This is a genomic window from Chelatococcus caeni, from assembly GCF_014196925.1.
Taxonomy (GTDB): Bacteria; Pseudomonadota; Alphaproteobacteria; order Rhizobiales; family Beijerinckiaceae; genus Chelatococcus_A; species Chelatococcus_A caeni.
Genome location: NZ_JACIEN010000002.1, coordinates 41,931 through 59,543, shown reverse-complemented (window position 1 = coordinate 59,543; position 17,613 = coordinate 41,931). Strand labels below are relative to the sequence as shown.

General features: G+C 68.8%; 17 protein-coding genes and 1 tRNA gene. 10 read left to right on the top strand and 8 right to left on the bottom strand.

Features of this window, described 5'->3' with window-relative positions:
* Positions 1–2 precede the first annotated feature (2 nt).
* From glpK to GGR16_RS08975, 3 genes are all read right to left on the bottom strand, one after another.
* Complete coding sequence (gene glpK, locus GGR16_RS08985) at positions 3–1,502, bottom strand: glycerol kinase GlpK (RefSeq protein ID WP_246372966.1); 1,500 nt, start codon at positions 1,500–1,502, stop codon at positions 3–5.
* Positions 1,503–1,636: 134 nt separating this feature from the next.
* Positions 1,637–3,157, bottom strand: a complete 1,521-nt coding sequence (gene glpD, locus GGR16_RS08980; protein WP_183316402.1) for a glycerol-3-phosphate dehydrogenase — start codon at positions 3,155–3,157, stop codon at positions 1,637–1,639.
* A 140-nt stretch (positions 3,158–3,297) separates the two neighbouring features.
* Positions 3,298–4,206 carry a LysR family transcriptional regulator gene (locus tag GGR16_RS08975; RefSeq protein WP_019404855.1) on the bottom strand — a complete coding sequence of 303 codons (909 nt, stop codon included), beginning with the start codon at positions 4,204–4,206 and terminating at the stop codon, positions 3,298–3,300.
* A gap of 133 nt (positions 4,207–4,339) precedes the next feature.
* On the opposite strand from GGR16_RS08975, the gene GGR16_RS08970 reads away from it, so the two are divergent.
* From GGR16_RS08970 to GGR16_RS08955, 4 genes are all read left to right on the top strand, one after another.
* A complete protein-coding gene (locus GGR16_RS08970) occupies positions 4,340–5,374 on the top strand; it encodes an aldo/keto reductase (protein ID WP_183316401.1) in 1,035 nt (344 codons plus the stop codon).
* A 103-nt stretch (positions 5,375–5,477) separates the two neighbouring features.
* Positions 5,478–5,951, top strand: coding sequence for a low molecular weight protein-tyrosine-phosphatase (locus GGR16_RS08965; RefSeq protein WP_183316400.1), 474 nt, complete (start codon positions 5,478–5,480; stop codon positions 5,949–5,951).
* A gap of 131 nt (positions 5,952–6,082) precedes the next feature.
* Positions 6,083–6,586 carry a MarR family winged helix-turn-helix transcriptional regulator gene (locus GGR16_RS08960; RefSeq protein ID WP_183316399.1) on the top strand — a complete coding sequence of 168 codons (504 nt, stop codon included), beginning with the start codon at positions 6,083–6,085 and terminating at the stop codon, positions 6,584–6,586.
* Positions 6,583–7,269 (top strand): GNAT family N-acetyltransferase, encoded by a 687-nt coding sequence (locus tag GGR16_RS08955; RefSeq protein WP_183316398.1) that lies wholly within the window; start codon positions 6,583–6,585, stop codon positions 7,267–7,269. The genes GGR16_RS08960 and GGR16_RS08955 overlap by 4 nt, the downstream gene beginning before the upstream one ends.
* Positions 7,270–7,515: 246 nt before the next feature.
* On the opposite strand, the gene GGR16_RS08950 is transcribed toward GGR16_RS08955, so the two are convergent.
* The 5 genes from GGR16_RS08950 to GGR16_RS08930 form a co-directional block, all read right to left on the bottom strand.
* The gene (locus tag GGR16_RS08950) at positions 7,516–8,640 is read right to left on the bottom strand and encodes a type I restriction enzyme HsdR N-terminal domain-containing protein (protein WP_183316397.1); all 1,125 of its coding nucleotides are present in this window, start codon (positions 8,638–8,640) and stop codon (positions 7,516–7,518) included.
* 176 nt (positions 8,641–8,816) lie between these two features.
* A tRNA-Arg gene (locus GGR16_RS08945) sits at positions 8,817–8,893 on the bottom strand.
* A gap of 207 nt (positions 8,894–9,100) precedes the next feature.
* Positions 9,101–10,561 (bottom strand): sensor histidine kinase, encoded by a 1,461-nt coding sequence (locus GGR16_RS08940; protein WP_183316396.1) that lies wholly within the window; start codon positions 10,559–10,561, stop codon positions 9,101–9,103.
* Between the two features lie 43 nt (positions 10,562–10,604).
* Positions 10,605–12,041: an FAD-dependent oxidoreductase gene (locus GGR16_RS08935; RefSeq protein WP_183316395.1), complete on the bottom strand. Its 1,437-nt coding sequence runs from the start codon at positions 12,039–12,041 to the stop codon at positions 10,605–10,607.
* A 31-nt stretch (positions 12,042–12,072) separates the two neighbouring features.
* A complete protein-coding gene (locus tag GGR16_RS08930; protein WP_019404753.1) occupies positions 12,073–12,906 on the bottom strand; it encodes a TVP38/TMEM64 family protein in 834 nt (277 codons plus the stop codon).
* A gap of 380 nt (positions 12,907–13,286) precedes the next feature.
* Between GGR16_RS08930 and rpmH the strand changes: the two genes are divergently transcribed.
* The 6 genes from rpmH to GGR16_RS08900 all read left to right on the top strand — a co-directional run bounded on the left by rpmH (position 13,287) and on the right by GGR16_RS08900 (position 17,603).
* The gene (gene rpmH, locus GGR16_RS08925) at positions 13,287–13,421 is read left to right on the top strand and encodes a 50S ribosomal protein L34 (RefSeq protein WP_019404754.1); all 135 of its coding nucleotides are present in this window, start codon (positions 13,287–13,289) and stop codon (positions 13,419–13,421) included.
* Between the two features lie 20 nt (positions 13,422–13,441).
* Positions 13,442–13,918, top strand: coding sequence for a ribonuclease P protein component (gene rnpA, locus GGR16_RS08920; RefSeq protein ID WP_019404755.1), 477 nt, complete (start codon positions 13,442–13,444; stop codon positions 13,916–13,918).
* Positions 13,915–15,744 (top strand): membrane protein insertase YidC, encoded by a 1,830-nt coding sequence (gene yidC / locus GGR16_RS08915; RefSeq protein WP_019404756.1) that lies wholly within the window; start codon positions 13,915–13,917, stop codon positions 15,742–15,744. The genes rnpA and yidC overlap by 4 nt, the downstream gene beginning before the upstream one ends.
* 94 nt (positions 15,745–15,838) lie before the next feature.
* Positions 15,839–16,504 (top strand): CatB-related O-acetyltransferase, encoded by a 666-nt coding sequence (locus tag GGR16_RS08910; protein ID WP_053193513.1) that lies wholly within the window; start codon positions 15,839–15,841, stop codon positions 16,502–16,504.
* A gap of 18 nt (positions 16,505–16,522) precedes the next feature.
* Positions 16,523–17,197: a ribosome biogenesis GTP-binding protein YihA/YsxC gene (gene yihA, locus GGR16_RS08905; protein WP_019404758.1), complete on the top strand. Its 675-nt coding sequence runs from the start codon at positions 16,523–16,525 to the stop codon at positions 17,195–17,197.
* Positions 17,198–17,237: 40 nt separating this feature from the next.
* The gene (locus GGR16_RS08900) at positions 17,238–17,603 is read left to right on the top strand and encodes a DUF423 domain-containing protein (protein ID WP_019404759.1); all 366 of its coding nucleotides are present in this window, start codon (positions 17,238–17,240) and stop codon (positions 17,601–17,603) included.
* Positions 17,604–17,613: the final 10 nt, after the last annotated feature.

The window sequence follows — 17,613 nt, the reverse complement described above, 5'->3', positions numbered from 1 at the left end:
GCCTAACCCACCGGCATGACGAGCCGCGCCACGGCCTCGCGCCAGCCGGCGAGCTTGGCGCTGCGCAGCGATTCGCTCATGGCGGGCGCGAAGCGCCGCTCGACCCGCCAGAGATCCGCGAACTGCGCCGGGGCGGGGAAGACGCCGGCGGCGAGGCCGGCGAGATAGGCGGCGCCGAGCGCCGTCGTCTCCTTCACCACCGGCCGGTCGACCGGGGCGGCGAGCAGGTCGGCGAGGCGCTGCATCGTCCAGTCGGACGCCACCATGCCGCCGTCGACCCGGAGCACCGTCTCGGCGCCGTCCGCCTGCGGCCAGTCGGCCCGCATGGCGGCGAGGAGGTCGGCGGTCTGGTAGCAGACGCTCTCCAGCGCCGCGCGGGCGAGCTCGGCCGGGCCGGTGCCGCGCGTGAGGCCGAAGAGCGCGCCGCGCACGTCCGGGTTCCAGTAGGGCGCGCCGAGGCCGACGAAGGCGGGCACGAGATAGACCTGCTGCGTCGGGTCGGCATCCTCCGCGAGCTGGCCCGTCGCGGCCGCGTCCTTGATGATGCCGAGCCCGTCGCGCAGCCACTGCACCGCCGCCCCGGCGACGAAGATGGAGCCCTCGAGCGCATAGGTGCGCCGGCCGTCGAGCTGATAGGCGATGGTGGTGAGCAGCTTGTTCTTCGAGGCGACGGGGGCAGCGCCCGTGTTGACGAGCGCGAAGCACCCCGTGCCGTAGGTCGATTTCACCATGCCGGGCGTGAAGCAGGCCTGGCCGACGGTGGCCGCCTGCTGGTCGCCGGCGATGCCGCAGATGCTGATCGGCGCGCCGAAGAGCGAGGCATCGCTCTCGCCGAACCTGCCCGAGCAGTCCCGCACCTCGGGCAGCATGGAGCGGGGCACACCGAGGAGGCGCATGAGCTCCTCGTCCCACTCCCCCTTGTGGATGTCGAAGAGGAGCGTGCGCGCCGCGTTGGTCGCGTCCGTCGCATGCACCCTGCCGCCGGTGAGCTGCCACAGGAGGAAGCTGTCGACGGTGCCGAAGGCGAGCTCGCCGCGTTCCGCCCGCGCGCGCGCGCCGGGTACGTTGTCGAGGATCCAGGCGATCTTGGTGCCCGAGAAATAGGGATCGAGGATGAGGCCGGTGCGCGCCGTGAACAGCGGCTCGTGCCCCTCTTCCTTCAGCCGGGTGCAGAGCGGTGCCGTGCGCCGGTCCTGCCAGACGATGGCGCGGTGGATGGCCCGGCCGCTCGCCCGGTCCCAGACCACCGTCGTCTCGCGCTGGTTGGTGATGCCGATGGCGGCGACCTCGCGCGCCGAGGCGCCGGCCTTGTCGAGCGCTTCGCGGCAGGTCGCGAGCGTCGTCTCCCACAGGTCCTTCGGCTCGTGCTCCACCCAGCCCGAGGCCGGGAAGTGCTGCGGGAACTCGCGCTGCGCCACGGCGGCGATGGAGGTGTCGGGCCGGAAGAGGATGGCCCGCGAGGAGGTGGTGCCCTGGTCGATGGCGAGAACGTAGGTGGCCAAGGAATGTTTCCTCCGGTTCGGCTTCTTGCGGTTCGGCTTCTTGTCGTGGCCGACGCTAGCGGACGCGCATCGCCCGCGCCAGAACCGCATCCGATCAGGTTGAAGCCAACCTCAACGGAATGGGTTCTCGCGGCTCAGGCGGCCTGCCTGAGCCGCGCGGCCATGAAATCGTCGAGCGCGGCCGCCTCCTCCCGCGTCAGGCGCAGGCCGAGCTTGGAGCGGCGCCACAGGACGTCCTCGGCCGTCATCGCCCATTCCTCGCCCATGAGATAGTCCACCTCGCGCTCGCTGAGGCCGGCGCCGAACTGGCGGCCGAGGTCCGCCATGGTGCGGGCTCCCTCGAGGATGGCGAAGGCGCGCGTGCCGTAGGACCGGGCGAGGCGCGCCGCGATGCCGCCGCCGAGATAGGGATGCTCGCCGGCGATGCGGCGCGTCAGCGCGTCGTAGCCGTCATGCGGGAAATCGCCGCCCGGCAGCGGCGCGCCCGCCGTCCACCCCGCCTTGGCGCGCGCCGCCTCGGGCAGCTGCGGCGCGAGCTTGTCGAGCACCGCCTCGGCGAGGCGCCGGTAGGTGGTGATCTTGCCGCCGAAGACGGAGAGGAGGAAAGGTTCGTTTCCCTCGCCCTCGCGCTTGAGCACGTAGTCGCGCGTCGCCTCCTGAGCCTTGGAGGCGCCGTCGTCATAGAGCGGGCGCACGCCCGAATAGGTCCACACCACGTCCTCGCGCCGCACGGGCTTTGCGAAATATTCGCTCGCCGCGGCGCAGAGATAGCCGATCTCCTCCTCGCTCGCCCTGACGGCGGCGGGGTCGCCGCGATAGTCGAGGTCCGTCGTGCCGATGAGCGTGAAGTCGTGCTCGTAGGGTATGGCGAAGATGATGCGGCCGTCGCTGTTCTGGAAGATGTAGCAGCGGTCGTGGTCGAAGAGCTTCGGCACGACGACGTGGCTGCCCTGCACGAGGCGCACGCCCGCCGGCGCCTTCTCGCGCACGATGCCGGCCAGCACGTCGGCCACCCAGGGGCCGGCGGCATTGACCAGCATGCGCGCCTTCACCGCCACGCGGGCGCCGTCGCTCCGCCGCTCGGCGCTGACGACCCAATGGTCGCCGCGCCGCTCGGCGCCGGTGACGCGCGTGCGCGGGTGGATGGCGGCGCCCCGCTCGGCCGCGTCGCGGGCGTTGAGCACGACGAGGCGCGCGTCCTCCACCCAGCAGTCGGAATATTCGAAGGCCGTGGAATAGCCGCCCTTGAGCGGCCTGCCGACCGGGTCGCGGCGCAGGTCGAGGCTGCGCGTCGCCGGCAGCAGCTTGCGGCCGCCGAGATGGTCGTAGAGGAAGAGGCCGAGGCGCAGCATCCAGGCGGGCCGAAGCCCGGCATGGTGCGGCAGCACGAAGCGCAGCGGCCGGATGATGTGGGGCGCGAGCTTCCACAGCACCTCGCGCTCCATCAGCGCCTCGCGCACCAGGCGAAACTCGTAATATTCCAGATAGCGCAGGCCGCCGTGGATGAGCTTGGTAGAGGCGGAGGAGGTGGCGCTGGCAAGGTCGTTCTGCTCGAACAGGACGGTCGAAAGCCCCCGCCCGGCCGCATCGCGTGCGATGCCGCAGCCGTTGACGCCGCCTCCGATGATGGCGAGGTCGAAGACCTTCTCCTGCACGCCTTGCTCCGTTCGCTTGCCCTGGTCGCGCAGCCGCCGGCTGCGCCCGCTCAACTTGCGGCAGCATAAACGAAATAGCTAGCGAAAACAATTCGGCCACAACGAAAGCGAAAACGAAAATATGCGCGCCGGAGGCCAGTTCAGCCGACCCGCGCGTGGGCCGCCAGGTAATCGAGGAACACGCGCACCCGGGCCGGCAGTTGCGCGCCCTGGCCGATGAAGACGGCATGGATCGTTTCGGTATCGCCGGGATTCAGGTCGGCCAGCACCTCGACGAGCCGGCCGGCGGCGAGGTCCGGCCCGATGTGGAAATGCGACAGACGGGCAAGGCCCGCCCCGGCGAGCGCGAGCCGGCGCGCGCTCTCGCCGTCGCCGACGAGGACATTGCCCACGGGCGGCACGGTGACGGTCGCGCCTGAAGCGTCGCGAAAAGGCCAGCCGGCGACGAGGCGGGTGAAGTTGAAGGCGATGCGGTTGTGCCTTTCGAGCTCCTCGAGCGTCGCCGGCGCGCCGTGGCGGGCGAGATAGTCCGGCGAGGCGACGACGGCCATGCGGCTCTCGCCGAGCTTGCGGGCGATGAGGGGCGAGGCGCGCATGGGCCCGACGCGGATGGCGACGTCGGCGCGCTCGTCGATGAGGTCGATGACCATGTCGGTCGCGACGATGTCGAGGGTGATCTCGGGATAGAGCGTGAGGAAGTCGGGCACGAGCCCCGTCAGCCAGTGCAGCCCGAAGGGCACGTTGCTGTTGACGCGCACCCGCCCGCGCGGCACGGCGCCCGCCGCCACCTCGCGCTCGGCCTCGGCGATCGCGGCGAGGACGGCGCGGCAGCGGCCGTAGAACGCCTCGCCCTCGGGCGTGAGCCGCAGCTGGCGCGTGGAGCGGTGCACGAGCCGCGCGCCGAGCCGACCTTCGAGCCGCGCCACGAGCTTGCTGACCGCCGACGGCGTCATGCCGATGCGGCGCGCCGCGGCCGAGAAGCCGCCGAGCTCGACGACGCGCGCGAAGACCTCCATCTCGCCGGAGCGGTTGATGTCGAGACGACTCATGACGCCGTTCTATCCCGTTCGATGTGAACTGAAGTCACAGATCCTGTGCCTTCCACCATGCTAGTTCACGCCGCCGGCCGGTTCCATCTCTCACCGCGAGCGGCCGGACGGCCGGACGAGCAGGAGATGGACGATGGAATTCAGGCGGTTGGGAGCATCGGGGCTGAAGGTGCCGGTCCTGTCCTTCGGCGCGGGGACCTTTGCGGGCAAGGGGCCGCTCTTCGGCGCATGGGGCAACACGGATGCCGGCGAGGCGCGCCGTCTCCTCGACATCTGCCTCGAGGCCGGGCTCAACCTGTTCGACACGGCCGATGTCTATTCCGATGGCGCCTCGGAGGAGGTGCTGGGCGAGGCGATCCGCGGCCGGCGTGACAAGGTGCTGATCTCCACCAAGACGGCGCTGCCGATGGGCGAGGGGCCGAACGACGCCGGCGCCTCGCGCGCCCGGCTCGTGAAGGCGACCGAGGATGCGCTGCGCCGCCTCGGCACGGATTACATCGACCTCCTGCAGCTGCATGCCTTCGACGCCGGCACCCCCGTGGAGGAGGTGCTGGCGACGCTGGACGCGCTCGTGCGCGCCGGCAAGGTGCGCTATGTCGGCGTCTCCAACTTCGCCGGCTGGCAGCTCATGAAGTCCCTCGCCGCCGCCGAGCGGCACGGCTGGCCGCGCTACGTGGCGCACCAGGTCTATTACTCGCTCGTCGGCCGCGACTACGAGTGGGACCTGATGCCCCTTGCGCAGGACCAGGGCGTCGGCGCCCTCGTCTGGAGCCCGCTCGGCTGGGGCCGCCTGACCGGCAAGATCCGCCGCGGCGCGCCCGTGCCCGCCGGCAGCCGCCTCAACGAAACCGCCGATTTCGGCCCGCCGGTGCCGGAGGAGCGGCTCTACCGCGTCGTCGACGCGCTCGACGAGATCGCCGCCGAGACCGGCCGCACGGTGCCGCAGATCGCCCTCAACTGGCTCATCGCGCGCCCGACGGTGGCCTCCGTCATCATCGGCGCGCGCAACGAGGCGCAGCTGCGCGACAACCTCGGCGCCCTGGGCTGGCGCCTCACCGCCGAGCAGATGGCGAAGCTCGATGCCGCGAGCCGCGTGACGCCGCCCTATCCGCATTTTCCCTATCACCGGCAGGAGGGTTTTGCGCGGCTCAACCCGCCGATGGTGTGAGGGCGGTCCCGCCCCGCGCCGCTGTGCAGGAGCGATGCGGCCGGCGATTGTGGTAAAGGACGGGCGGCGGCCCCCTCCCGGCCGTCGCCTTGGGAAAGCTTCGATGCCCGATAGACCCGCCGTGCTCTTCGTCTGCCTCGGCAACATCTGCCGCTCGCCGCTGGCGGAGGCGGCCATGCGGGCCGAGGCGTTGCGGGCAGGGCTCGACCTCCTCGTCGATTCGGCCGGCACGGGGCACTGGCACGTCGGCAAGGCGCCCGACAGGCGGGCGCAGGCCGTGGCCGCCCGCAACGGCATCGACATCAGCGGCTATCGCGCCCGACAGGTGGTGCGCGAGGACTTTTTGCATTTCACCCATGTCGTCGCGCTCGACCACGACAATCTCGCCCGGCTTCTCGCGCTGCGCCCGGCAGGCGCAGGCGCCGAAGTGAGCCTGCTGCTCGACCACGTTCCCGGCCGCGCCGGCGAGGCGGTGGCCGATCCCTATTACGGCGAAGCGGCCGGCTTCGACACGACCTGGGCGGATGTGACGGCGGGCGCGCGGGGGCTCGTGGCGCGGCTGTCGGGAGTTTTGTGAGGCGGGCGGAAACTGCCGTGCCGGGGGATGGACTCGTCAGCGGTCCGTTCGGGCCAAGGATCGCAAGATGATGCCCGGCCGCTCGGGTCTCCACCTTGACATGCTGTTATTTATATAACACGATATATAACATGTTAAATAAATCCTCACCCGAAGACACGCTCCGCTCCCTTGGCCTGATGACGCTCGGCAGCCGGTTGAAGCGGCTCGGCGAGCGGCTGCAGGCGGAGGCGCAGCCGATCCTGAGCGAGCTGGCGCCGCCGGTGGCCGCGGGCCAGCATCCGCTCCTCGCGGCGCTGTCGAAGCACGGCGCGCTGACCGTGGGCGAGCTCGCGGCGCTGCTCGGCGTCGCGCAGCCGGGGATCACCCGGGCTGTCGGCCAGCTCGCCGGGATCGGCCTCGTCGCGGTCACCACCGCGGCGGAAGACGGCCGCCGGCGGCTCGTCTCCCTCTCGCCGGACGGGGAGGCCTTCGTGGCTGCCGCGCGGGAGGGGGTCTGGCTCCGCGTCGAGAAGGCGGTGGCCGATCTTTGCGCGGGATTCGGCGACGAGCTTCTGGCGCATCTCGGCAGCATCGAAGACGGGCTCGCGCGACGGCCGCTGACGGCGCGTGCCGGGGAGGACCGAGAGAAATGACCGCGCATGAGCTCGATCGCCCGGCCTGGGCTTCGCTGACCTCGCGGCACGAGGCCTTCGCCGACGGAGATGCGAAGGCGCGGCGATATCGCCCCTCGATCGTGCCGTTCGCGGCAAGCACCGACGACAGCCCGGAAAGCCTCGAGGCCCTCGGGACCCTGCTGGAGCCGGGCGACACGGCAATCCTCCTGCAGGCCGGCGAGATCCGCCTGCCCGCGAGCCTCCGCGCCATCCGGCGAGCCGAAGGCGTCCAGATGGTGGCCGACGGCGGCCACGCACCCTTCGAGGACGAGAGGATTGTGAAGCTCGGGCCGGCGGATGCCGCGGACATGCTGGCGCTCGCCGCGCTCACCGAGCCCGGCCCGTTCACGCTGAGGGCGCTCGACATCGGCCGCTTCTGGGGCGTGCGCGACAACGGCCGGCTGGTCGCCATGGCCGGCGAGCGCATGGCCCAGCCGGGTCACGTCGAACTCAGCGGCGTCTGCACCCATTCCGAAGCAAGGGGCCGCGGCCTCGGCCGCCTGCTGTCGCGCTACGTGGCGGGACGGATCGCGGAAGGTGGAGACCGGCCCTACCTGCACGCCTTCGCCAGCAACACGGCCGCCATCCGCCTCTACGCGTCGATCGGCTTCACCTTGCGCACGACGATGCAGGTCGCCGTGATTGAGCGCGCCGACGATTGACGCGGCGCGCTGTGAGCGTGTGAGGGGCGGCGCGCGGCGCGTCTGCCGTATGGGCGTAGAATGGCGGTCGCCTCGAATTCGATGGCTTCGTCAATTCCGCCAATCTAGGTCACTGGCACGTCGGCAGGGCGTCCGACAGGGGGCGCTGCCCCAATTGATGACGATAGGTTTGGAAACAGAGCTTAAATATGCGGCTAGCGACAGAAGGCTAGCCGCATACAAGAGGATATAAGGCGTTAGCTTTAGTTAATTAGAATCAGTGCGGGTATTTTCCTCGACCCTCTTTAGGAATGCTGCGAGAAGGGCTGCGTCGATTTTCCCATCAGTTAAATCGTCCGTTGTAATTTCTCCGGCATCGCCGAATGAGAAGCGGAATTTTGGCGTATCACCCTCAATGAAATCAAACAAGCGCCCTTTGCGTTCTCTGCGATAGAACACGACAAATTTCCCTTGATAGTCCTTGTAATTAATTCTTTCTATTTCTCGAAAAAGCTTTTCATCCTTAACCAAGAACGCAAGTCGCTGTTTTGTATAATTGAAAATAGCGATCTCTGAATCTGTCGTGATAATACGTTCTTCAATCTTGCTCATAGAAGGCGAGTTGTCGACAACGATCGGCTCACCGCTCGGTTTTTCGGTTTCTTTTGTTGGCAGATCGAGGCGTTTCAGAATTCTTAGATTGATAAATTCGCGAAATGCGGAGCGAATAATGTCCTGATATTCAGTCAAGGCCTTAGCCCTAACATGACTAAGTCCGGCACTTTGGAGCAACATACGAGTGAATGGCTCAGATGGTGCCTCAGAAAGAGCGGTCAATTGCTGTACTATGCTCTGAAATACAAGCTTTCTCTTGGCTTCTGCGCCAATATTTTCCGGATCAAAGGAATTCTTCTGAAGACCTATTAACCCATCTAGTACGGAATCTTCCAGTTTCCCTTTCGAAATTTGTCGTAAATCAACAATTAGGAATGCAGATTGATCCATCATATTCGGTTCATCTGAATCCGCATAAAATTCATAAACGATTCCGTCCGTAAGAACTCCCATCTTTACTGTCGGGGCGGCATTAAAATAGGCCCTCAACTGTCCCCTCTCGTCTTTTAAAGCTGAACCGCAGCACTTACATTCAATTGCTATAACGGGTTGGTCTTTCTTTAAGATGGCAAAATCGACTTTATTCTTATATTTATCAGAGAAGTCGGCGCTATGCTCAGGGCAAACCTCATGAGGATCCTGGCAATTATATCCAAGAACACTCAAGAAGGGGAGTATAAGGAATAATTTCGTGCTCTCTTCGTTCGCGCAACGAGGCGCTAGCTCAACGGCTCTCGTTGCAAACAACGTTAACTTTTGGCGGAAATCTTCGGTCATAGCAGTCCCCCAGCAGCGTTTTAACGCTCGCAGGCGAATGCTAGCACCAACTGAAGTAAGTTCGCAAAAGGGCTTTTGATTCACATTCGCGGAAGGGAGTAGAGCCTTCAGTCGAACTCGCAGTGCGGCGGCTTCAATAGCGGCCTAAATGTCGCCCTGGTCGTGAACGGGAAAAATGGCGCGCCCGAAAGGATTCGAACCTCTGACCCCCAGATTCGTAGTCTGGTGCTCTATCCAGCTGAGCTACGGGCGCAACCAGCACCGGCTTCACGTGACGTGTCCGGCGACGAGGCCGTTCAATTAAAGCCTCGCGGGCGGCTTGGCAAGCCCCGCCGTGCGATATTCCTCGGCGTTGTCCACCGGTCGGGCCGGCCGGTCGTTCGAGAGGGTGGCTGGGCCGGCGGGGCTCGGCTGCGGCGGGTCGGCGCGCAGCCGGGGAAGGCGATGCAGGCGCCGCCGCTCAGGCGCCGTTGCCGTTCGTGCGGTCCGGCAGGTGGATGCGGAAGGTGGCGCCGGGGCCCTCCTCCTCGAGCACGATGTGGCCGCCGTGCAGGGCGACGAGCTCGGCCGTGATGGCGAGGCCGAGGCCGACGCCGCCGCGCCGGCTCGTGCCCTGGAAGGCCTCGAACAGGTGCTCGCGCGCCTTGGCCGGCACGCCCGGGCCGTTGTCGCCGACGCGGATCACGGTCGAGCGGCCGTCGCGCCGGGCGGCGATGGTGAGCGTCGGCGCGGAGGGGCCGGCGCCCGCCTGGGCCAGGGCCTGCACGGCGTTGCGGCCGAGGTTGATGAGGATGCGCGAGAGCTGGTCCGGGTCGGCGTCGACGGTGATGTCCTCATCCATGTCGACGACGAAGGTGATGCCGTTGCCGGCAAGGTCGAGGAAATCGGCGAGGTCGCGCACCAGCGGCGCCAGCCTGACGACGCGCCGGCGCGGCTGCGGCTCGGCCGCGCGGCCGTAGGCGAGCGTCGCCTCGCAGAAGGCGATGGCGCGCCCCAGCGTCGCGATGAGCTTGGGCGCGACGCGCCGCACCGTCGGGTCCGACAATTGGCTCAGCCGGTCGGAGAGGAGCTGGGCCGAGGCGAGCAGGTTGCGCAGGTCGTGGTTCACCTTGCTGACGGCGAGGCCGAGGTTGGCGAGGTGCTTCTTCTGCAGGAGCTCGCGCGACAGCGTCTCCTGCATTAGGGCGAGCGCGCGCTCGACCTCGCCGATCTCGTCGCGCCGCTCCGAGGGGCGGATGACCCGCTCCGCATCCTCCGGGTTGTGCTCGAAGGCCGTGACATTGGCCGCGAGCCGGCGCACCGGGCGTACGATGATGAGGTGGAGCGCGAGATAGACGAGGAAGGCCGTGATGCCGGAGATGGCGAGCGACAGGATGAGGATGTTGCGCGAGAAGGTGAGCATCGCCACCCTGAGCGGCCGCTCGTCCATCACGATCTCGACGAAATCCGCTCCCCCCTTGCCGGCCCCGATGACGCGCACCGGCCCGTCTGCCGGAAAGACGAGCGTCTCGAAGGCGTCGGCGATCAGCGTCGCCCAGTGGGCGTCGCGCAGGTCGATGACGCGGGCGACCTCGGGCGGCATCTCGGCGGTGGCGAGCAGGCGCCGCGCACCGCCGACGCGCACCGCCACGGCCCGGGCGCCGACGCCGGCGAGCAGCTTCTCCTCGAAGCCGGAGGGGACGCCGCCGGGCGGCACGGCCTCCAGCACGACGCCTGCCACCTGGGCGGCGGCGAGCCGGTCGTTCAGCCAGTTGCGGCGGAAGTTGGCGACCGAGGGCACATAGATCAGCACTTCCGCCAGCATGACGAAGAGGCCGGTGAGCACGAGCAGGCGCGCCGACAGGCCGAAACGGACGGACCCACGCGGGTCGCCCGCCGGCGCGCGCTCGCTCTCGATGTTCTCGTCCGGCCGTGCGTCCATGACGCTCCGTCTTCGTCGCCCTGCCTTGTCCGCCTGCGCCTGTTCAGCCGAACCGGCGCAGGAAGCCGATGAGCCGCCTCACCATGGGCTTGGCGGCACTCGGCGTATAATATGACATGGCGACGCGCCGCGAGATTTCGGAGATTGTGGGGTAGGGCACGGTGAGCCCGGCGAGATCCCTGATCCTGAGGTTGCGGGTCATGGCGAGCGTCCAGGGGGTGATGAGCTCGCCCGCGCCGGGCGCGGCGATGCCGCAGCCGAGGATGCGCCCGCCGCGGCCGAGGATCACCTTGATCTCGCCTTCGGTCCGCCGCTCCGCCTGGGCGCGGTCGTTCTCGGCCACCGGCCAGCGCAGCACGCTGATGCGCCCGCCGTCCGCCCGCGCCTCCTCCTCCGTCATGCCGACCACGGCGAGTTCCGGATCGGTGAAGGTGACGCGCGGCATCGTCCGCATGTCGACGCGTGGCCTGAGGCGGAAGAGGGCGCTGCGGATCACGAGCCCGGCATGATAGTTGGCGACATGGGTGAACTGCCGGCCGCCGCCGTCCGGCCCGGCGCAATCGCCGATGGCGTAGACGCGCCGGTTGCTGGTGCGAAGGTGCTGGTCCACCGCGATGCCGCGCTCGTCATGGGCGATGCCGGCCGCCTCGAGCTCGAGCCCGTCCGTCACCGGGCGGCGGCCGGTGGCGACGAGGAGGTGGCTCGCCTTCAGCTCCGTGCGGGTGCCCCGGTTCTCGATGACGAGGCGGATGTCGCCGTCCTCGCCCGCGACCTCGCTGACGGTGGCGCCTTCGCGGATGACGACGCCGTCGCGGCGCAAGGCGGCGAGGACATGGGCGGCAAGCTCGGGATCCTCCCGGCCGAGGGCGCGTCCGGCCTCGATCACGGTGACCGGCGCGCCGAGGCGCCGGTGCGCCTGCGCCAGCTCGAGGCCGATGGTGCCGCCGCCGACGATGACGAGATGCTCGGGCCGCCGCGTCAGGTCGAAGGCCGTCTCGTTGGTGAGGAAGGGCACGCTGTCGAGGCCGGCGATGGCCGGCACGGCCGGGCGCGAGCCGGTGGCGAGGACGAAGCGGCGCGGCTTCACGATGACGTTGCCCGCTTCCAGCGTGTCGCGGGCCACGAACCGGGCGCTGGCGCGCACCACGCGCACGCCGAGGGCGGTGAAACGCGCCACCGAATCGTTCGGCGCGATGGCGCCGATGACCGAGCGCACATGCTCGCGCACGCGGGCGTAATTGACCTGCGGGTCGAGCGTGCCGAGGCCGAACTCGCCCGCCTGGCGGATGTCGTGGGCGCGCCTTGCCGCGGCGATCAGGGCCTTCGACGGCACGCAGCCGACGTTGAGGCAGTCGCCGCCCATCTCCCCGCGCTCGATGAGCACCACCGGCACGCCGAAGGCGGCGGCCGCCGCCGCGACCGACAGGCCGGCCGAGCCGGCGCCGACGATGCACAGGTCCGGACGCAAGGTCTCCGTCACGGCACACTCCCAGGTTGTTTCGGAACGAGGGTTACGGGACCGGACCGTTCCCGTCGAGCCCCTTGTCAAGCCCGCAGAGGCGGCGCGCGAACAGCCGGCGCATCAGCGGCGGCAGGAGGGCGATGAAGCCGAGCGCGGCGAAGGCGATGAAGATGTGCTTGTTGATCAGCGTCTTCTTGTTGAGCGTCAGGGTGCAGGCCTCGCGCGCCGCCGCGAGGCAGGCCTCGTAGGCCTCCTGCTGGGCGGCGACCGCGCCGTCGAGCCCGGCGCCGGCGAAGGCGAAGGCGAAGGTGCCGGGCACGATGCCGACGACGGTCGTCAGCGCATAGGTGGCGAAGGGTACCCCGAGGAGGGCGGGGGCGATGTTGACGAGCCAGAACGGAAAGACCGGCACGAGCCGCAGGAAGAGCATGTAGGCCACGGCGTCGCGGCGGAAGCCGGCGGCGAGCCTCTGCAGGAAGGGCCCGGCCTTCGCCGCCAGCACGTCGCCGAGCGAGGTGCGCGCCGCGAGGAAGATGACGAACGCGCCGCTCGTCGCCGCCACGAGGGCGGCGAGCCCGCCGATCAGCCAGCCGAAGAGAAAGCCGCCGAAGATGGTGAGCACGAGCCCGCCGGGCAGCGACAGGGCAACGACCAGCGCATAGCCGAGGACATAGAACACGAGCGAGCTGGCGAGATTCCCGTCGACATAGTGCCTGAGCTCGACGCGCCGGGCGAGCAGCTGGTCGAAGGACAGGTGGCGGTGCAGGCCGAAGGCGAGGGCGAGCGCCATGCCGGCGAGGATGACGGCGAGCGGCAGGAAGCGCCGCACGGGATGCCGTGCCCGCGGGCCGCGCTTCGTGCCCCCATCCCCGTCCGCCCTCATTGCCGGTTCCTTGCGTTCCTGCTTCTCTTGTCCTTGGCGGCCCGGCGACGGGCCACGCGTCAACCCCGGTGCAACTTGCCGGAAGATGGCAGGTCAGGCCAGCCCGGCAAAGGGTGCGTCACCGCCTCGTGATGCCCGGCCGGCGGGCCGGAGCCGGCAGGTCGATGCGGCGCGTCCGCGCATTGACTTTCCCGCCTCCATCCGCCATAAGCCGCGCAGGTTGGGCGGCGCTCGTCGGGGCGCCGCTTGTCGTTCTGCGACGTCCCTCGTCGCCTTGCGGCAGCCAACGACAAAGAACAAGCAGCAGATGTGCCGCGTGACGGCACGCGGCGCCGGGCGGTCCCACCGGATCGACGGCGCCCACGATCGGAGATGAGGCCGTGAAGAGGACCTACCAACCGAGCAAGCTCGTGCGCAAGCGCCGCCACGGCTTCCGCGCGCGGATGGCGACGAAGGGCGGGCGCAAGGTGATCGCGTCGCGTCGCGCGCGCGGCCGCAAGCGTCTGTCGGCCTGAGGCCGGCCCTCGGCGATGCCATGCAGGGCGCTCCGGCAGCTGTACAGCGGCGCGGGCGCCTGCCCCGCCTGCGCAAGCGCGCCGAGTTCAAGGCGGCGGCGGGCGGCCGACGGTTTCACACGAGCCGCATGAGCGTCCAGGCCCTGCTGCGCGGCACGCGGCCCCAGGGAACCGCCGTTCCCGCAGGCCCGCGCTTCGGTCTCACCGTCACGAAGAAGACCGGTGGCGCCGTCGAGCGCAACCGCATCCGGCGCCGCCTGCGGGCGGCGCTCGGCGCGATCGCGCCGCGCTGGCCGCAGGCCGACATCGATTTCGTCGTGGTGGCCCGGCGCGATGCCCTGACGGCGCCCTTTCCGGCCCTCGTCGAGGATCTCGACCGGGCTCTTGCGACCCTCACAGAAAAGACCACATCCACAACGTCCGGCGCAAAGCGTGTCCGGGCGCAGTCGGCGTTGGCCGCGGCACCTTTTCCCGGAACTGAAACGGATCGTCCATGACCGGCGATAACAAGAACCTGCTCTTCGCCATCGTCCTGTCCGTCATCGTCCTGATCGGCTGGAACTATTTCTACGGCGTGCCGCAGATGGAGCAGCAGCGCCGCGAGGCGCAGCAGCAGAGCCTGCAGCAGGGCGAAGCCGGCTCCACGGCGCCCGTCCCCTCCGGGACCAACGGCGCGGGCGCGCCGACGGCGGGCACGGCACCGGCGGTGGTGGTGACGCGCGACGAGGCGCTCGCCCAGGCGCCCCGCGTCGTCATCGACACGCCGAAGATCGCCGGCTCGTTCTCGCTGCGCGGCGCGCGCATCGACGACATCTCGCTCAAGGCCTATCGCGAGACGGTGGACCCGCGCAGCCCCAACATCGTCCTCCTGTCGCCGGCCGGCAGCCCGCATCCCTATTATGCCGAGTTCGGCTGGGTGACCGGTGCGGGCGCGAGCGTGAAGGTGCCGGACGCCAACACCGTATGGACCGCGGACCGGGACCGCCTGACGCCGTCCGAACCCGTGACGCTCACCTTCGACAACGGCGAGGGCCTCGTCTTCCGGCGTCAGATCGCCGTCGACGACGACGCGATGTTCACGATCAAGGACAGCGTCGAGAACACCGGCGGCGAGCCCGTCACGCTGCATCCCTTCGGTCTCGTCTCGCGCCACGGCGTGCCGGCGACGCAAGGCTTCTACATCCTGCACGAGGGCCTCATCGGCGTCCTCGGCGACGATGGCCTGAAGGAGGTCTCCTACTCCGGCCTCGAGAAGGATCCCGTCCTCGTCGGTGACATGCGCGGCCAGGTCTACAAGGGCGTGACCGGCGGCTTCATCGGCATCACCGACAAGTACTGGGCGGCGGCCGTCGTCCCGAACCAGGACCAGCCCTACGACGGGCGCTTCTCGGTGTCGCCGGGTGCGCACGGGCCCCGCTTCCAGTCGGACATGCTGGGCGGACCGCAGACGGTTGCGCCGGGTGCCACGACCGAGGTGACGACCCGCCTCTTCGCCGGCGCCAAGGAAGTCGCGGCCATCGACCATTATGAGCAGGCGCTCGGCATCAAGCGCTTCGACCTGCTCATCGACTGGGGCTGGTTCTACTTCATCACCAAGCCCCTGTTCAGGGTGATCGACTTCTTCTTCAAGATGTTCGGCAACTTCGGCGTGGCGATCCTCATCGTCACGGTCATCATCAAGGCCATCTTCTTCCCGCTCGCCAACCGCTCCTACGTGTCGATGGCGAAGATGAAGGCGGTGCAGCCGGAGATGATGGCGATCCGCGACCGCTATGCCGACGACAAGATGAAGCAGCAGCAGGCGCTGATGGAGCTCTACAAGAAGGAGAAGATCAATCCGCTCGCCGGCTGCTGGCCCATCCTCATCCAGATCCCGGTCTTCTTCGCGCTCTACAAGGTGCTCTTCGTCACCATCGAGATGCGCCACGCGCCGTTCTTCGGCTGGATCAGGGATCTTGCCGCGCCCGATCCGACGACGGTCTTCAACCTCTTCGGCCTCATCCCGTGGGATCCCTCGCAGGTGCCGGTCATCGGCCACTTCCTGATGCTCGGCGTCTGGCCGATCATCATGGGCTTCACGATGTTCGTGCAGATGAAGATGAACCCGGAGCCGACCGATCCGATCCAGAAGACCATGTTCGCCTGGATGCCGGTGATCTTCACCTTCATGCTGGCGTCGTTCCCGGCCGGGCTCGTCATCTACTGGTCGTGGAACAACCTGCTCTCGGTGCTGCAGCAGGGCTTCATCATGCGCAAGAACGGCGTCAAGATCGAGCTGTGGGGCAACCTGCGCAACACCTTCTCGGGCCGCGCCAAGGCCTGACCGGCCGGAGCTGTGCCCACGAAGAACCGCGCCCGGCTCCGGCCGGGCGCTGTCGTTTGAGGCCGCCGCGCCGGCCTGAGATCGGGAGACCGGGATGAAGCGCCCGCCCGCCCCGCCCGCCGGCTGCGGGCCCCACCCGCTCGATCCGGCCCCGCTGCCCGGCCATCCCCGCGTCGGTTTCCTGAAGGCCTTCGTCGACCGTCCGAATGTCGAGGTGGGCGACTACACCTATTACGACGATCCCGCCGGGCCGCAGCACTTCCTCGAGCGCTGCGTGCTGCACCACTACGATTTCCTCGGCGACCGGCTCGTCATCGGCCGCTTCTGCGCCATCGCCACCGGCGTCACCTTCATCATGAACGGCGCCAACCACGCCATGACGGGCCTCTCGACCTACCCCTTCAACATCTTCGGCAACGGCTGGGAGGAGGGGTTCGACATGGGCTCCATCGCGGCGGGCCTGCGCGGCGACACCATCATCGGCAACGATGTCTGGATCGGCCACGAGGCCATGCTGATGCCGGGCGTCACCGTCGGCGACGGCGCCATCATCGCCGCACGCGCGGTGGTCGCGGGGCCCGTGCCGGCCTATGCCATCGTCGCGGGCAATCCGGCGCGCGTGGTGCGCATGCGCTTCACCGAAGCCGAGATCGAGGCGCTCAGCGCTATCCGCTGGTGGGACTGGGACGCGGCAAAAATCACACGCAACCTCGCTCTCATCCGCGGCAACGACGTCGATGCCTTGCGGCGGGCGCGCTGACGGCCTAAGCCTCGGACGATGAACGAGGCAACCGACGACGCCACCGACCACGCCGAGATCGGCCGCAAGCTGTTCGCGGGCGAGGCCGGTTTCATCTGGGCGACCGCCTCCCTCGGCGGCCTGCCGCCCATGGAGGGGCTCGAGATCGCCTTCGCCGGCCGCTCCAACGTCGGCAAGTCGAGCCTCGTCAACGCGCTGACGGGCCGCAAGGCGCTGGCGCGCACCTCGAACACGCCCGGCCGCACGCAGGAGCTCAACTTCTTCCGCATCGGCCCGGAGGACGGGGCCCCGCGCCGGCTGACGCTCGTCGACATGCCCGGCTACGGCTATGCGGCCGTCGGCAAGGAGAAGGTTGCCGCCTGGACCGACCTCATCCACGCCTATCTGCGCGGGCGCGCCAATCTCGCGCGCGTCTACGTGCTCATCGATGCGCGCCACGGCATCAAGCCCATCGACGCCGGCGTGCTCGACCTTCTCGACAAGGCGGCGGTCTCCTACCAGATCGTGCTGACCAAGACCGACGCCCTGTCACGAGCCGAGCTCGACAAGCGGCTCGCGGCGACGGCCGCCGCCCTCGCCAAGCGCGCGGCGGCCTTCCCGGTCATCTTGCCGACGTCGAGCCGCACCGGCGAGGGCATGAGCGAGCTGCGCGAGGCGGTGGCGCGGCTGATGGACGAGCGCGGCGCCCTCTAAGGGTGCCCGCAAAGCGGCGAGGGATCAAAAAGGGGGCGGCATGAGCGACCGGTTCTTTGTCTTCGTCGGCGGGCTCTTCGGCTTCTGGGGTGTCGCCGCGGCGGCTGCGGCGGCGCATATCGCCGGCACCGGCATGCTGGCGACGGCGGCGAGCATCCTCCTCGTCCATGCCGTGCTGCTCGTCGCCCTGCCGGCCGCGCTCAACGCCTGGGTGGCGCACCGGGGGCTGATGCGCATCGGCGGCTGGCTGCTCGCCGCGGGCGTCCTCCTCTTTACCGGCGACCTGACGCTGCGCGCCCTCGTCGACGACGGCCTCTTTCCGATGGCGGCCCCGGCCGGCGGCATCCTCGTGATGCTCGGCTGGGCGGCGATCGGCACGTCGGGCCTCGTCTCGAGCCGCCTGTGAAGGCGTGTTC

Bases quoted from the DNA above. Each gene is read 5' to 3' on its own strand.
- GGR16_RS08965 (WP_183316400.1), top strand. From the start codon at position 5,478: ATGCCCGATAGACCCGCCGTGCTCTTCGTCTGCCTCGGCAACATCTGC.
- GGR16_RS08910 (WP_053193513.1), top strand. From the start codon at position 15,839: ATGAAGCGCCCGCCCGCCCCGCCCGCCGGCTGCGGGCCCCACCCGCTC.
- GGR16_RS08940 (WP_183316396.1), bottom strand. From the start codon at position 10,561: ATGGACGCACGGCCGGACGAGAACATCGAGAGCGAGCGCGCGCCGGCG.
- GGR16_RS08960 (WP_183316399.1), top strand. From the start codon at position 6,083: ATGTTAAATAAATCCTCACCCGAAGACACGCTCCGCTCCCTTGGCCTG.
- GGR16_RS08930 (WP_019404753.1), bottom strand. From the start codon at position 12,906: ATGAGGGCGGACGGGGATGGGGGCACGAAGCGCGGCCCGCGGGCACGG.
- GGR16_RS08970 (WP_183316401.1), top strand. From the start codon at position 4,340: ATGGAATTCAGGCGGTTGGGAGCATCGGGGCTGAAGGTGCCGGTCCTG.
- GGR16_RS08955 (WP_183316398.1), top strand. From the start codon at position 6,583: ATGACCGCGCATGAGCTCGATCGCCCGGCCTGGGCTTCGCTGACCTCG.
- GGR16_RS08950 (WP_183316397.1), bottom strand. From the start codon at position 8,640: ATGACCGAAGATTTCCGCCAAAAGTTAACGTTGTTTGCAACGAGAGCC.
- GGR16_RS08975 (WP_019404855.1), bottom strand. From the start codon at position 4,206: ATGAGTCGTCTCGACATCAACCGCTCCGGCGAGATGGAGGTCTTCGCG.
- yidC (WP_019404756.1), top strand. From the start codon at position 13,915: ATGACCGGCGATAACAAGAACCTGCTCTTCGCCATCGTCCTGTCCGTC.
- rnpA (WP_019404755.1), top strand. From the start codon at position 13,442: ATGCAGGGCGCTCCGGCAGCTGTACAGCGGCGCGGGCGCCTGCCCCGC.
- yihA (WP_019404758.1), top strand. From the start codon at position 16,523: ATGAACGAGGCAACCGACGACGCCACCGACCACGCCGAGATCGGCCGC.
- GGR16_RS08900 (WP_019404759.1), top strand. From the start codon at position 17,238: ATGAGCGACCGGTTCTTTGTCTTCGTCGGCGGGCTCTTCGGCTTCTGG.